Source organism: Methylotenera sp. (assembly GCF_030653755.1).
In the GTDB taxonomy this organism is placed as follows: Bacteria; Pseudomonadota; Gammaproteobacteria; order Burkholderiales; family Methylophilaceae; genus Methylotenera.
This window is the reverse complement of the sequence record NZ_JAURYU010000037.1, coordinates 44160-59224: the sequence shown is the minus strand read 5'-3', so window position 1 is coordinate 59224 and position 15065 is coordinate 44160. Positions and strand designations below refer to the sequence as shown.

The 15065-nt window shown below is 43.1% G+C and carries 17 protein-coding genes; 1 reads left to right on the top strand and 16 read right to left on the bottom strand.

Annotated elements, in window-relative coordinates; all coding sequences use genetic code 11:
- Positions 1 to 160 precede the first annotated feature (160 nt).
- Positions 161 to 796 (top strand): HAD family phosphatase, encoded by a 636-nt coding sequence (locus Q7U33_RS06930; protein WP_304858999.1) that lies wholly within the window; start codon positions 161 to 163, stop codon positions 794 to 796.
- Here Q7U33_RS06930 and tmpT read toward each other — a convergent pair.
- From tmpT to Q7U33_RS06850, 16 genes are all read right to left on the bottom strand, one after another.
- A complete protein-coding gene (gene tmpT, locus Q7U33_RS06925) occupies positions 782 to 1429 on the bottom strand; it encodes a thiopurine S-methyltransferase (protein ID WP_304858996.1) in 648 nt (215 codons plus the stop codon). The two genes, Q7U33_RS06930 and tmpT, sit on opposite strands and share 15 nt — an antisense overlap.
- Positions 1430 to 1435: 6 nt before the next feature.
- Positions 1436 to 2182, bottom strand: a complete 747-nt coding sequence (locus Q7U33_RS06920) for a hypothetical protein (protein WP_304858994.1) — start codon at positions 2180 to 2182, stop codon at positions 1436 to 1438.
- A 185-nt stretch (positions 2183 to 2367) separates the two neighbouring features.
- Positions 2368 to 4392, bottom strand: a complete 2025-nt coding sequence (locus tag Q7U33_RS06915; protein WP_304858992.1) for a M3 family metallopeptidase — start codon at positions 4390 to 4392, stop codon at positions 2368 to 2370.
- Between the two features lie 36 nt (positions 4393 to 4428).
- Entirely contained in the window at positions 4429 to 4770 is a 342-nt protein-coding gene (locus tag Q7U33_RS06910) for a DUF4870 domain-containing protein (RefSeq protein ID WP_304858989.1), read from the bottom strand.
- Positions 4771 to 4785: 15 nt separating this feature from the next.
- Positions 4786 to 6552 (bottom strand): phosphoenolpyruvate--protein phosphotransferase, encoded by a 1767-nt coding sequence (gene ptsP, locus Q7U33_RS06905; protein ID WP_304858987.1) that lies wholly within the window; start codon positions 6550 to 6552, stop codon positions 4786 to 4788.
- On the bottom strand, positions 6549 to 6818 hold the full coding sequence (locus tag Q7U33_RS06900; protein WP_304858985.1) for an HPr family phosphocarrier protein: 270 nt from the start codon (positions 6816 to 6818) through the stop codon (positions 6549 to 6551). The genes ptsP and Q7U33_RS06900 overlap by 4 nt, the downstream gene beginning before the upstream one ends.
- A gap of 32 nt (positions 6819 to 6850) precedes the next feature.
- Positions 6851 to 7273, bottom strand: a complete 423-nt coding sequence (locus Q7U33_RS06895; RefSeq protein ID WP_304858982.1) for a PTS sugar transporter subunit IIA — start codon at positions 7271 to 7273, stop codon at positions 6851 to 6853.
- A gap of 90 nt (positions 7274 to 7363) precedes the next feature.
- The gene (gene rapZ, locus Q7U33_RS06890) at positions 7364 to 8197 is read right to left on the bottom strand and encodes an RNase adapter RapZ (protein WP_304858979.1); all 834 of its coding nucleotides are present in this window, start codon (positions 8195 to 8197) and stop codon (positions 7364 to 7366) included.
- 26 nt (positions 8198 to 8223) lie between these two features.
- Positions 8224 to 9165, bottom strand: a complete 942-nt coding sequence (hprK, locus tag Q7U33_RS06885) for an HPr(Ser) kinase/phosphatase (RefSeq protein WP_304858976.1) — start codon at positions 9163 to 9165, stop codon at positions 8224 to 8226.
- A 36-nt stretch (positions 9166 to 9201) separates the two neighbouring features.
- The gene (gene hpf, locus Q7U33_RS06880; RefSeq protein WP_019896968.1) at positions 9202 to 9528 is read right to left on the bottom strand and encodes a ribosome hibernation-promoting factor, HPF/YfiA family; all 327 of its coding nucleotides are present in this window, start codon (positions 9526 to 9528) and stop codon (positions 9202 to 9204) included.
- A 145-nt stretch (positions 9529 to 9673) separates the two neighbouring features.
- The gene (locus tag Q7U33_RS06875; RefSeq protein WP_304858972.1) at positions 9674 to 11257 is read right to left on the bottom strand and encodes an RNA polymerase factor sigma-54; all 1584 of its coding nucleotides are present in this window, start codon (positions 11255 to 11257) and stop codon (positions 9674 to 9676) included.
- Positions 11254 to 11976 carry an LPS export ABC transporter ATP-binding protein gene (gene lptB, locus Q7U33_RS06870; RefSeq protein ID WP_304858969.1) on the bottom strand — a complete coding sequence of 241 codons (723 nt, stop codon included), beginning with the start codon at positions 11974 to 11976 and terminating at the stop codon, positions 11254 to 11256. Before lptB ends, Q7U33_RS06875 begins: the two co-directional genes overlap by 4 nt.
- Positions 11977 to 12012: 36 nt before the next feature.
- The gene (lptA, locus tag Q7U33_RS06865) at positions 12013 to 12699 is read right to left on the bottom strand and encodes a lipopolysaccharide transport periplasmic protein LptA (RefSeq protein WP_370651994.1); all 687 of its coding nucleotides are present in this window, start codon (positions 12697 to 12699) and stop codon (positions 12013 to 12015) included.
- Positions 12692 to 13402: an LPS export ABC transporter periplasmic protein LptC gene (lptC, locus tag Q7U33_RS06860; protein WP_304858964.1), complete on the bottom strand. Its 711-nt coding sequence runs from the start codon at positions 13400 to 13402 to the stop codon at positions 12692 to 12694. Before lptC ends, lptA begins: the two co-directional genes overlap by 8 nt.
- A 68-nt stretch (positions 13403 to 13470) precedes the next feature.
- Complete coding sequence (locus Q7U33_RS06855; RefSeq protein ID WP_304858961.1) at positions 13471 to 14031, bottom strand: HAD family hydrolase; 561 nt, start codon at positions 14029 to 14031, stop codon at positions 13471 to 13473.
- Positions 14032 to 15048, bottom strand: a complete 1017-nt coding sequence (locus Q7U33_RS06850) for a KpsF/GutQ family sugar-phosphate isomerase (RefSeq protein ID WP_304859022.1) — start codon at positions 15046 to 15048, stop codon at positions 14032 to 14034.
- Between the last annotated feature and the right edge of the window lie 17 nt (positions 15049 to 15065).

The window sequence follows — 15065 nt, the reverse complement described above, 5'->3', positions numbered from 1 at the left end:
ACGCATCATCACATGGGTCAAAAGCCAGACTATGCATGAAAACCATGCACTTAAAAATATTAAATGTATTTTCTCTTGCCGCAATCATTAGAAAAATATAGGTCGCACGTATTCAGTTTAACTGAGTATGGTAAAGTCCATTTTTTAGAAAAACAAGCCTATGATTAAAGCCGCAATATTTGATATGGACGGCTTGCTGATTGATTCTGAACGTATCATCATGCAAGCTTGTATGACTGCCGCTCAACAAGTTGGCATCACTTACACTCAAGCTGAATATGTTGAGCTCATTGGCCTTGCAGGGCCAGACTCAACACGCGTAATGACAGCGCAATTAGGTGGCACTGAACGATTTAATCAAGTGATGGTAGGTCTAGATGCAGAACTGGCAAAGTTAAACCATACTTTTCCACTCAAGCAAGGCGCTCTTAAGCTACTCCAACATTACCAAACCAATCATATTGTTTGTAGCGTTGCCTCATCATCCGCTACGCATCACATTAGCCATCGCTTAAGCCAAGTTGGCGTCATCGATTATTTTAAATACATCACTAGCGGACAAGAAGTGGCGCGAGGCAAACCTAACCCAGATATTTACCTACTAGCGATTGAAAGATTAGGCTTTAAAGCAGAACAGTGCATTGCGTTTGAGGATAGTGAGGCAGGTGCTCGCGCGGCAATTGCCGCAGGATTAAAAGTAGTCGTAGTGCCCGACTTAATACAGCCAAGTGAGTTTGTCAGCAAACACAGCCATCAAGTGGTCGATAGCTTGCTAGATTACTTAGCCCGAATTTAAAGGCCTCATATGCCAAACATGCTCTGTAGCGGCACATTTACCCTTTAACCCACCCGCAACACCTACGCTGGCAAGCAAGGTTAAATCGTAGCTCGTTTGGTAATGCTGCTTAACCTCATCTGCCCCTATAGAAAATGGCGGGCCAGACTGCAAAGCTTGGTCATACTCAAAACAAATCAACAGCTGCGGCGCTGGATAGGTAAGTGCCATTAAATGTGCAGCGTAATTTTTTCGCATCTCCGCAGGCAACGCAACCAAAGCGGCTCTGTCATACACAGCATCGACATCCCCCAACATATCGGGCGACACATGAAAAATATCGCCAACAAACATATCAAGATTTAGCGTGCTGTAATGTGTGACTTCACCTAACTGGCTAATTGTTGGCATTAGCCCAAGATTTTTAAATAATTCTTGGTTGGCAATTTCGCTTAGTTCGGCACCAACAACACGATAACCTTGCGCCAACAACCAAGCGATATCAAGCGTCTTACCACAGAGAGGTAAAAATACTCGGGAACCATGTTTTAAATTAAGGCTGTAGAGGTTTGCAACCAGTAAGGGATTAGCTTCATCTAAATGAAAGCCAATCTCGTTTTTTTGCCATTTTTGGTGCCAGAAGTCTACATGCATATTAAACTAAAAGGCATAAATAGCCCTTAATGCAAAAGTCTCTTCATTTCTTTTAAGTTCATTTAGTCTTGAAAAGCTCAAACCAGCCTGTATAGTGAAGTGCCTATTTATATCGGCATGTATTTGCGGAGTATAGCTGTAGCGCCAACGGCCAGATGCGTCAATCTCGTGATTTAACTCAATACCGTAGGTCAGTTTCGGACTTAGGTCATAAAAAACACTGTTATTTATCAAGGTCATTAGCTTACCATCACCGCCGAATGCTGTTTTCCTAACCCCTAGCATATTGAGCGTACTCCACTTTGAATTGAAGCGGTAACCATTAATATATAGTGCGTCTGCAGAATATTTACCTAAATCACGATTCTTTTTTACAATCACTTGCCAGCCTTGAATCAAGCTTGGATTGTTAAAATGATGACTGAGGGTGCCTTGAAGTGCTATTTTATAATCAGTAAGTTTGGAGTTTTCACTTGGCAGCTCAAACTCAATAGCAAGACCATCTGCGAACGCATACTCAATTTCAGGTGCCCATTCTAAAGTGCCACCATTCACATTTCTTTGTGCCAGTGTATTAACCTCTAACTCACCCTTTCGTGCTCCTAGTGGCCTGACTAAATCAAAAAGTAGTGGCTCTGGGATATGTGGATCTGCGCTACCTAACCCTGCCGAGCCTTCTACAAAGTCTGCGTGTACTGGTATCGATGTGAATAGAACAATATAAGATAATATAAAAACGAATTTTTTATTCATAACCAAGGGAATAACAACAAAAAGTTTGCGCTTAACTACCGTGAGGCATGCAATCCATTTTAAATGAAACCACTAATATCTAACTCAGACAAGACTCAGCGACTTTTGAGACGCCACATGGTCTTGCCTAGTTTACGATGATATTTAAGCGCAGAAGCAATAACGTAAGCAACGAAGATGTTTGTTTAAGCCATGCCATTATGGCGTAGAAGCGCATCCATACTCGGCTCTCTACCTCTAAATGCCACAAATGATTCCATCGCTGGGCGCGAACCACCTTTTGCTAGCACTTCATTTTTAAAGCGCTTACCTGCGTCACCTGAAAGTACGCCCATCTCTTCAAATAGACTGTAAGCATCAGCAGATAAGACTTCAGCCCATTTGTAGCTGTAGTAGCCAGCCGCATAACCACCTGCAAAGATATGGCTAAAGCTATTAGGAAATCGGTTCCATTTTGGTGGGCGAACTACGGCGACTTCATCACGCACTTGTTCAATTAGATCTAAGGCCGTGAGTGCGCCATTAGGATCAAATTCGCCATGTAGGCGCATATCGAACAGTGAAAACTCGATTTGACGAACGGTTTGCATACCTGCTTGGAAGTTTTTAGCGGCCACCATTTTGTCGAACAGTTCACGCGGTAGCTGTGCGCCAGTTTCTACATGAGCCGTCATATGGCGCAGCACATCCCATTCCCAGCAAAAGTTTTCCATAAACTGGCTAGGCAGTTCTACGGCATCCCATTCCACGCCTTTAATTCCAGACACGCCGTATTCATCTACTTGCGTTAGCATATGGTGAAGGCCATGACCAAACTCATGGAACATGGTGATGACGTCATCGTGCGTGAATAATGCAGGTTTACCACCAACTGGGGCTGAGAAGTTGCAGGTGAGGTAGGCTACTGGCAACTCAACACCATGTTCTTTTTGACGACGGCTGATGCATTCATCCATCCATGCACCACCGCGTTTATGGTTGCGTGCATAGAGGTCTAAGTAGAAGTATGCAACTGGCTGATTAGCACTATCTGTAATTTCATAAAAACTTGCATCGGCATGCCATACAGGGGCATCTACTTTGTGAACTTGCACGCCAAAAATGGTTTCAGTGACTTTAAATAACCCAGATAGCACTTTATTTTCTGGAAAATACTGTTTAACTTCTTGATCAGAGAATGCATAATTTTCAACACGCAATTTCTCACTCACATAGGCCACATCCCAAGCTTGCATGTCGGCAATACCCAATTTACTGGCATATTCTGTCAGCGCTTGCATATCTTTTTGTGCATAAGGTTTGGCGCGCTTAGCTAATGTATTTAAAAACTCTGTCACGTGTTTAGGACTATCAGCCATCTTGGTCGCAAGTGATAACTCAGCAAAGTTGCTAAAGCCAAGCATTTGCGCTTCTTCTCGTTTAAGTTTGAGAATATCCCTAATTAAAGTTGTGTTATCCCATTCTGGCTTGCTCAACTCTGAAGCGCGCGTGGCATAAGCACGGTACATGGTTTCACGTAATGCGCGGTTATCTGCATACTGCAACACTGGCATATAAGATGGAAAGTGCAAGCTAAACTGGTAGCCGTCTTTACCATCGGCTGTTGCAGCTTCTTTGGCGGCCTCGATTGCATCTTCTGGCAAGCCTGCTAAATCAGCAACATTTTCAACGATATATTTAAAATCGTTGGTGTTGTCCATGATATTTTCTTCAAACTTGCTACTAAGCTTAGATAAGGCTTCACTGACTTCTTTAAAACGTACTTTTTGCTCAGCAGGTAACTCAGCACCACCTAATTTAAAATCACGTACTTCGTTATTGATAATTTTTTGTTGCGTAGGGGTGAGTTTGGCAAATTCTGCACTGGCTTGAATAGATTTAAACTTAGCGTATAAACGCTCATCTTGTGACAAATCGCTATAAAAATCGGTAAGTTTTGCCAAATTGTCGTTATACGCTTCGCGTAGCGCTGGGCTGTTTACCACCGCATTCATATGGCCGACTTGGCTCCATGAGCGACCAAGTTTTTCACTGTGATCTTCAAGCTTAATCGCAAAATTATGCCATGTTGGTGTTTCTATACTGGTAGCCAATTGCTCGACTAAAGCGCGCCCTTCGGCAATTAGCGTATCAACAGCGTGGCCGACATGCTCAGGCTTGATTTCGTTAAATTTAGGTAAGCCTGCAAAATGTAATAATGGGTTTGACACAAACAATCCTTAGCACAGCATTAATAGAGTACAGCATTAATTGATAAGACGTAGACACAATGGGTAACGATAGGTTTCGCCATTACTAGTAGAGATGGCAGCAACGATGCATAAAACAATATTGAATAACCAAATAATGCCTATCAGCAAGAAGCCAACCAGTATTGCAATCAAGATACCTGCAACAAATTGTGCTAACAAAATAGTGAGCTGAAAATTCAAAGCCTCTTTAGCCTGTGCCGACAAATACTCGTTGTCATCTTTTTTGAGTAGCCAGACAATCAAAGAGGGAATAAACGAAAACAAAATCCCACTTAAGTGGGTAATGGTGGCAATGTTTTTATCATCATTACTTGGTACTATTATTACGTTATTCATTTCAGTATCCTCTCACTAATGAATCTGATTAAATTTAGCTAAGCTGAGTTCAATTTTTTCTGTATCTGTTAAACCTAGCACCTTACGCGCTTGCACTGTTAGCTCTGCAAGTTGGCTATGTAGTACTTGCTGTTTAATACTAAGAATATGTGATGGATGCATAGACAGCTGCTGCAAACCCATCCCCAAAAGCAACTTAGTAAATCTTGCATCACCCGCCATTTCACCGCACACAGATACTGGCTTACCAAGTTTCGCACCTGCTTTTATCGTCATTGAAATCAATTTCAATATGGAGGGATGCAAAGGATTATATAAATGCGCAACGGCATCATCAGTCCTATCTATCGCCAAGGTATATTGAATTAAATCGTTAGTGCCAATTGATAAAAAGTCCAACTCATTTGCAAATGCTTCTGCATTAATGGCTGCTGCTGGAATCTCTATCATACCGCCTAGCGCAATATTTTCATCAAAAGAAATATTCTCTTTACGTAAACTTTGTTTTGCGCGCTCTAGCAACAGCTTAGTTTGGCGTAACTCAGAAAGCGTACAAAGCATAGGAATTAAAATCTTAATATTACCAAAATGAGAAGCGCGTAACAGAGCTCTCAATTGTGTATGGAAGACTTGTGGTTCTGATAAGCAAAAACGAATTGCACGCAGACCTAAGGCTGGATTTGCACAGTTCACCACCGTATCAGCGTTAGCTTGTTTATCTGCCCCAAGATCTAATGTACGAATGGTGACGGGCGCGCCTTTCATCGCCTCAGCTACTTTTTTATACGCAATAAACTGCTCTTCTTCATCGGGCGTATCGTGTCGATTCATAAAAAGAAACTCTGTTCGATACAACCCAATGCCAGTAGCACCTGCAAGCCTCACTGCAGCTACGTCTTCTGGTACTTCAATATTCGCGAGCAAATCGATACTAACGCCATCAATAGTGATAGCCTTTGTGCTCTTGATACGCTTAAGTTTTTGCTGCTCTAATTCCCACTGGTCTTGACGTAATTTGTACTCGGCCAAAATCTCTTTTGACGGATTAACAATGACAATGCCCAAATGACCATCGACAATAATCAGCTCACCATCATTGATTAAATCATGCGCACGCTGCAAAGCAACAATGGATGGAATATTTAAGCTACGCGCCAAAATAGCAGTATGCGAAGTAACCCCACCAACATCCGTAATAAATGCAGCAAATTGATGCTGCTTAAATTGAATTGCATCGGCAGGTGAAATATCGTGTGCGACTAAAATCAGTTTTCGTTCCTGACTCACCGCACTCATTTGCTGTTCGGTACTTAGTTGGCTCGGGTGCCCCAACAATGCTTTAATAATACGCTCAACGACTTGTACAACATCTTGTTTGCGCTCACGAAAATACACATCTTCAATTTTTTCAAACTGCTCGACGATATCATCCATTTGCAGCTTGATTGCCCACTCAGCATTGCATTGCTCGTTTCTAATAATCTCTTTAGGCGTTTCCGTTAAAGATTTATCTTCTAACATCATTAAATGCGTACCCACAAACGCACTTAACTCTGCTGGTGCATTTTTACGTAGATTATGATTTATTTGCTCTAATTCGGCCTTAACGCTTGTAATCGCCTCACTAAACCGATCAATTTCGGTTTCAATTAAATGTTTTGGTAGCTGGTAATGAACAACCTCCAGCAGCGCATTAGAAACAAGGTGCGCCTGCCCGATGGCAATCCCGCTAGAAACAGCGACGCCATGAATGCTAAAGCTGGGTATTGTCAAACTACTCATTCATCCTCACCGAAACGGCTATTAATCAGCATCACTAGCGCATCGATTGCAGCAGCTTCATCTCCACCACTCGCTTCCAAAGTCACAATAGAGCCCTGTGCCGCTGCCAGCATCATCACCCCCATAATACTTTTTGCATTCACACGGCGACCATTGCGCGTGATCCACACCTCACTCGCAAACTTACCAGCGGCCTGCGTAAGCTTAGTAGATGCACGTGCATGCAACCCTAATTTATTAATAATTTCCAGCTCTTTACTAATCATGCTATTGGACCTAGTTATTGTTATAACATCTATTAATCGGAGGAACCCTGCTCATAGCGCTCGCATTGCTGGCTAGTAAACTGCACCACACCTTCACGACCGCCACTGATAGCTTTTTCTACCACAACACTTAGTGGCTCATATCGGTAGGATATGGCTCTCACCAACATAGGCAAGCTAACACCAGCTACACCAGCCACTACGCCTGGTTGCAAGAGCTTAACAACAATATTACATGGTGTTGCGCCATACATATCAGACAGCACCAACACACCATCACCGCTGTTTAGCTGCTTAACCATACTGAGCGCCTTCGGTAAGATAATATTAGGATCATCTTGTCCTCCGACTGCCATTGACACAACTTGGGCAGGAGCCTCACCCAACACATGGGCAGCACAAGAGATTAAGCTCTCACCTAATGCGCCATGCGTCACAATCAAAATGCCTATCATCGTTTACAATTAATCCTGTTTATTTTAATTCCTGATTTTTTTAATGTTCAGTTTAATTTTAAGTGTTAAGTTCTATTTAAAATATTGGTTTTATTTTAATTCGCGATGTCGAGTTAATACTTTCTGTTTATCTTGAAAATATTGACTTAACTGCTCAACCAAATACACAGAACGATGCTGCCCGCCAGTGCAACCAATTGCCACCGTGAGATAACTACGATTATCCAACACAAAAGAGGGCAACCATTTCTCTACATAATTTCTAATATCATGCATCATATCGTTCACAGTTGCATGATCTTTAAGAAAGTCCTGCACTTTTTCATCACGCCCTGTGAGATCACGTAAAACAGGATCGTAATGTGGATTAGGTAAGCAACGCACGTCAAACACAAAATCTGCATCTAACGGAATACCATGCTTAAAACCAAATGAGGTAAATAAAAGCGTTAACCCAGCATGCTCTATTGATACCACCTCTTTCACCCAACCACGCAGGGTATTAGCACTTAAATAGCTAGTATCAATCACATGCCCAAGACCACCCAATCCGCCAAGCAAATCACGCTCAAGTGCGATACTCTCAGCCAAGGTGATCGCGTCTTTACTCAACGGATGTTTACGTCTTGTTTCGCTAAACCTTTTGACCAAGGTTTCAACATTCGACTCTAAGAACAACACCTGTACATCGATATTTTTCAACTTAAGCTGATTGATATGTACTGGTAGCGCTTCAATGGCGATACTACGACTATCAATGCTAATAGCAATGCGCTTATGGTCAACATCTAAATGATCGGCAATCGTAGCCAGCATGGTCGCTGGTAAGTTATCAATGCAGTAATACCCACTATCTTCAAGCGCACGCAATGCAATACTTTTTCCCGATCCAGAAAGACCTGTAACGATAATCAATTGTTTCATACTATTGATGAGCCCTAGTAGAAGAGTTACTTGTGTTGCTTCATTGCGCGTTGTTGCCGTTGCATCAACTGCTTTGTTGCATTGACGCCACGTAACAACAAAATATGGTTACGCACGGCAACCTCTACCAACACAGCAATATTTCGGCCTGCCGCAATCGGAATATGTACCTTGGTTACTTTTAACCCGAGCACTTCTTCATGCTGTGTTTTAATATTTAGTCGATCTAACATCTGCAAAGTTTGCAGGTCGGCCTTCTCCAACTGAATAATTAAATCCAGCGGCTTAGTAGGCTTCACCGCGTTATCACCAAACAGTGCGCGTATATTTAAAATACCTAAACCGCGGACCTCCAGGAAGTCTTGCAACAAGGCAGGACATCGTCCTTCAATGCGTTCAGGCGAGATTCTGAAAAAATCAACAATATCATCAGCAACCAAGCGATGTCCACGAGAAATCAACTCTAAAGCCAGCTCGCTTTTACCGATAGCAGCTTCACCCTTAATGAGTACACCAAAGCCTTGAACCTCCATAAAAACGCCATGCACACTGAGCGTTTCAGCCATCGCTTGCGCTAAAAAGTGGCTCAAAATATCCATAAGCTCTGGGCTACGTAACGTAGAGGTAAATAACGGAACATTATGCTGATTGGCCGCTGCCAACAACATATCAAGTACTTTTTCACCGTTAGCTACAATGACTGCTGCTAAGTCGGTGGAAAATAAATTATGAATTGCACGCTCTGCGTCTGCAGGGGGCAAGTTTTTAAGATAGTCCATCTCAGCACAGCCTAGCACTTGCACTCGATTAGGATGTACAAAGTTAAGATGGCCTATCAATGCCAAAGATGGTTTAGAAACGGTTTCGCTAGTGAGAGTATTTGACCCGCCGTCGAGTCCTGCAACCCAACTTAACTTGAGTTTACGGCGGGTTTCTTTGAATAGCTCAGCGACGTTGAATTGAGCCATATTTAAGGTAACAAAAACAATTAAATACTAAAAAACTCAGTCAATGTTTTGATGCTTAACTGCACCATTCGCTTTGTGATGATCCGCATTTTTTTCTTTATGTTTCACCACTTGACGGTCTAACTTGTCGGTCAACATATCAATTGCGCTATACATATTCTCATCTTGGCATTCTGCGTGTAAATCATTACCAGGCACATGCAGTGTAGCTTCAACCTTTTGAGCCAGCTTTTCGACACTCATGGTCACCTTGACATCGATCACATGATCAAAGTGATTGCTGATTTTAGTTAGTTTGCTTGTGACATAGTCACGCAAAGCGGGCGTTATTTCTAAATGATGACCTGTTAATTGTAAATTCATGACTTGCTCCTTTTGAAAATATTCCGCAAATATTAATTCTTAGAGATTCGTGATTAAGACTTACAGAACAGTTTCAGTTTACAACTTTTCATTAGGTCTGTGGCAAGGAATACAACAATTTTTTGCGTAGACTTCAACAATCAAGCTATAGCGTTTTTCTTAAACTTGCTGGTGCAATGTTCATTGACTCACGATACTTTGCAATCGTGCGCCTTGCGACAACGATCCCCTGCTTTGCTAGCAAGTCTGTAATCTGATTATCTGAATATGGCTTCTTAGGATTTTCTTGATCTACCAACTGTTTAATCAACGCACGAATTGCGGTTGCAGAACAAGTACCGCCAGTATCTGTCGCAACTGAACTGCCAAAAAAGTATTTAAGCTCAAAAATACCGCGAGGCGTCAGCATATATTTATTAGTCGTCACTCGCGAGATAGTGGATTCGTGCAACTCAAGCTCATCTGCAATCTCTCTTAACACCAGTGGCCGCATAGCGACTTCACCGTACTCTAAGAAATTACGCTGCCTATCCACAATCGCTTGCGATACTCGCAAAATGGTAGAAAATCTTTGCTGAATGTTTTTAATCATCCATTTAGCTTCTTGCATTTGGCTTTGCAAGTATTGACTAGAACTATCGCGATTACGCTTCAAGATGCCAGCATAAAGCTGATTGATTTTAAGTTTAGGAATCACACTGTCATTCAAACTGGCAATCCAAATACCTTTTACTTTTTTTACAATCACTTCATGTTGGATGTAATGCTCAGAGCCTATATGACTGAACGCGCTTCCAGGGCGAGGATTTAAACTGGTAATTAATTGCTGAATCTGTTTTAACGTTGCTTCATCACAACCCAGCTCTTTACGCAGCTTCACAAAGTCGCGCGATGCCAATGCTTGTAGATGATGCTCGGCCACCAAATTGGCCAAAGCTAAATGTGGCGTAAATTCTGGCAACACCTCAAGCTGCAAGAGTAAACACTCACTTAGCGTGCGTGCGCCAACACCTACAGGATCTAAATGCTGAACATGGCGCAATGCGGTTTGTAGCTCAATCGCATCAATCTCCAGCTCTTCTGGCATCAGCTCAGCAATTTCTTCTAGTGACTGCTCTAAATAACCATCATCGTTGATACTATCTACCAACATTAAGGCTAGTGACTGATCGCGCTCAGACAAGGGCATCAGCTTTAACTGAGAGAGCAAATGCTCACGCAAACTCGTCTGCAATGTTTCTTGCGGTTTAAAGTCGCTGTCGTCATCCGCTGGCATGGTGTTTTCATCCCAGCGACTACCATTTGAAAACTCATCAAACTCATCACCGAACTCAGCCGAAAAAGTATCCGCATATTCAGCGTTTGTTACGTCAAATTCTGAAGGTTCCGCTTGCCCTGTGACACTAGATACGGAAGATTCCAAGCCACTAAACTCATTGCCAGATTCCAAATACTCCGCATCAAAACTGTCAGGCTCTGCTTTATCTGCGTCAGCAACGACCTCTACACTTTGAGAGTTTGAATCTGCACTATCAACCACAGACTCGACTTCATTACCGTACTCATCTTCTGTATCATCGCCCCTCTCCAGCAATGGATTGGTTTGCATCAACACATCAATTTCTTGATTGAGCTCCAATGTTGAAAGCTGCAATAGACGAATGGCCTGTTGCAACTGTGGGGTTAGTGATAAATTTTGTGAAAACTTAAGTTGTAAACCTTGCTTCATAGGCGAAAATCTTTACCTAAATACACTTCACGAACACTCTCGTTCGCAACAATCTCAGCGGGAATACCTGATGCGAATACATGCCCTTGATTCACAATATAAGCGCGATCACAAATTCCCAATGTTTCACGCACATTATGATCAGTAATTAACACGCCAATATTGCGCGAACTTAAAAAACGGATAATTTGTTGAATATCAATGACTGCGATGGGATCAATCCCTGCAAATGGTTCATCTAACAAAATAAAGCTGGGGTCGGATGCTAAACAACGGGCAATCTCTACACGACGGCGCTCACCGCCAGATAAACTCACCGCAGCACTGTCTCGGATATGCGTAATATGCAATTCTTCTAACAAAGATTCTAGGCGCTCAGCCATTTCTTCTTCTGAAATATCCTGTAACTGCAAAATTGCTAAGATATTTTCAGAGACAGTGAGCTTGCGAAAAATAGAAGCCTCTTGTGGCAAATAGGACAAGCCCATTCTGGCACGCATATGAATCGGCATATGGCTCAAGTCCGCCCCGTCCAATCCAATTCGACCTGCATCTAAAGCAACCAAACCAACAATCATATAGAAACTAGTTGTTTTACCTGCCCCATTTGGTCCCAGCAAGCCGACTACCTCGCCGCTTTTAATTGACAAGGAAATATCTTGTACCACAGTACGTGCACCGTAAGATTTTCGTAAGTTTTCTACAATCAGCTCGCTCATTATCATTCACTTATCATGCTGTTATTATTTTGAAAATTATTGAGCATTGCCCGCGTTTTTACTCACTTCTAAAGTACGGCTAAACCTTGAGTCTTTTACCGTTGGAATGCCACCACTATCACTAGTGCTATCTGGCTTCGCTTTAGTAGCTGGTGCGACTGGTTTAATTTCTACGGGTGCTTTTTTGTTTTTAGGCTGAATCACTGCCCTAACACGCCCTGATCCAGAGGTCGCATTCTGCGAACCTCCACCAATCACTTCAGCATACTCTGCATTGGCATCATACATAATGTAATCGCCATGCACGACGTCTTCACCACGCTTCACCCACGCTTTAGTATACAACTGCACTTTGTCCATGCGTCCGTCATATTCGATCCGCTGCGCACTTCCCTGTATATACTCATTCTTACCCTCAAGCTTTTGTTTAAAAGTGGTCGGGTTACCTAACGAAGTACTGTGCTGAAAACCTTCTTTATCCTCGCGCACAATCAGTTTGTCTGCATGAATCTCCAAGGTACCTTGCGTTAAAATCACATTACCCGCATAGGTGCTGATTTGCTTTGCATCATCCACCTTCATTGTATCGGCTTCAAGATCAATCGGTTTGTCACGATCCGCCGCCTCAGCCCATACTCGGTCGCTCGCACTTAGTAACAAAAAGCTACATAACAATAAATGCGATAATGTATTTACTTTAATCATGAAAAACTGCCTATTCATAGCGTCTCCGAATGCGCGCACTGTTATCCGTCTTGTCTGGTTGAACCGTCACAGCAGGCTTGCCTGCCACACTAGGCTGCCGATTGTTTTTTTTATCTGTTGCCATAACTTTCTTCGCTTTCGCAGCCGGCCGCTCATAATGCGCACGCACTTTATGCAATAACGTCACTGTTTGCTGTTGTTTTTCGTAAATAAGCCCAGTCGCATAAACAACTGTACCTGGCGCCTGTTTAATCACCACAGGACGGTCGGTCGTCGCATACTCTTCATTAGGTAGAATTTTAAGGTAATCCGTCTCTACAGTCATTTCGCCCTTGTCTCCAAACGCTTCTCGCAACACCAGCACATTACCAAACACCTCAACTTGCTCACCATCACTGGAAACATTACCTGTGTCACCTTGCAACTTAGTATAAGGCTTATCCTTTGCAAACTGTGTAAAACGTGGCTTAATCAAATCCGTGCTATCCACATCTGGAAAATGCCTCATCTCACTTGCCGCCAGCTTGTATCGTAAGGCACCGTTGACATCGGTTTTCGTTGTCTCAAAATTACTCATGATATAGTCAGGGTCGTGACGGCTACTACCATCTAATTTAGGTGCCAGCTGCTGCACCGACTTATCAATCCAAAATGTAAGCAAAGCTAACAATAGTAGCAAAGCTAAAGGGAAAACAATCGCAGATTTTGTGCCTAGCTGCATAACTAAACACCTGCCCCGTTGAGACTAGATTGCATTAACTGTTTAATCATGCAGGTGTAGCTCTCTACTTAGTTGGAAATACTAGCTTGCGTTAAAAATCGTGCCATTTGCCCATCAAATGTGCCTTGCGCCTGCATAATCAACTCACACACTTCGCGCACAGCTCCTCTACCACCTTGTTTTTTCGTCACATAATGGGCGTGCTTGAGCAGCAAATCTGGTGAATCTGGCACCGCAATCGAGAGGCCACATTGCAACATCGGCGGCAGATCTACAACATCATCGCCCATAAAAGCACACTGCGCAGCCTCTAAGCCGCTCAACTTCATTAAATCTTGCAATGCAGCCAGCTTATCTTCTGCCCCCTGATAAAAATGTGCAACACCCGTGCTTTCGGCGCGCTTTTTAACAACCTCTGAAGTCCGCCCTGTGATAATAGCCAAATTAACGCCAGTTGCTTTCAATAGCTTCATACCCAAGCCGTCATGTGCATGAAACGTTTTGTACTCTTGGCCATCATCACCAATCGTCAATCCGCCATCAGTCATTACGCCATCGACATCCAGCACCAACAATCGAATATTCTTTAACCGCTCAGTTAAGGCTATATTATTTTGTGACACACTCACCTAAACCACCTTTGCCAATAAAAGATCGTGCATATTTAATGCGCCGACCAAATAGCCATCACCATCTACTACCAACAGTCCATTAATTTTACGCTGTTCCATGACTTCAACGGCTGCGATTGCGAGCTGATCTTGATGAATCGTGCTTGGGTTTGAATGCATTACATCTAGAATTTTAGCCGTCATCACATTCAAATTTTGCGCAAAAGCACGCCTTAAATCTCCATCAGTAAAAATACCAATCGGCTTTTTATCTGCATCAATAACAGCTGTTAGCCCTAGACCTTTACGTGACATCTCAAGCAAAGCCTCTGCCAAGCTAGCTTGCTCAGGCACATGAGGCACATCGTCACCCGTGCGCATTAAATCACTTACTCTCACTAACAAACGGCGCCCTAAGCTGCCCCCTGGGTGTGATCGCGCGAAGTCTTCAGCGGTAAAGTCGCGCAAATCCAGCACACAAAGCGCCAAGGCATCGCCTAACGCTAACGCAACGGTCGTGCTTGAAGTAGGCGCCAAACCGAGAGGGCAAGCCTCTTTACTTACGTGCGCACTTAAATGAATATCTGCCGCTTTTGCCAAGCTCGATGCATCATTTCCAGTAATACCAATAATGCTCGCACCTAAGCGCTTTAGCGGAGGAATAATGGCTAAAATCTCATCACTCTCACCAGAGTTAGACAGCGCTATTACAACATCCTCTGCGGTAATCATGCCCAAATCACCATGGCTCGCTTCCGCTGGATGCATAAAAAAAGCAGGCGTTCCTGTGCTGGCCAGTGTGGAGGCGATTTTACCGCCAATATGACCAGACTTACCCATCCCGCTCACGACCACACGCCCCTTGCACTGTAAAATCAAGGAGACTGCCTCGCTAAAGCGATGATCTAAACGCTGCGCTAATGCATCAATCTCACTTGATTCTAATTGCAGAATCTCTTTTGCCAATGCAAGCGTCTGCGTTTGATCTGCCAATTGCGGCTCACGCGTCGCTTTAACCTGTGATGACTGCACCATAAATTTATCTACACTCA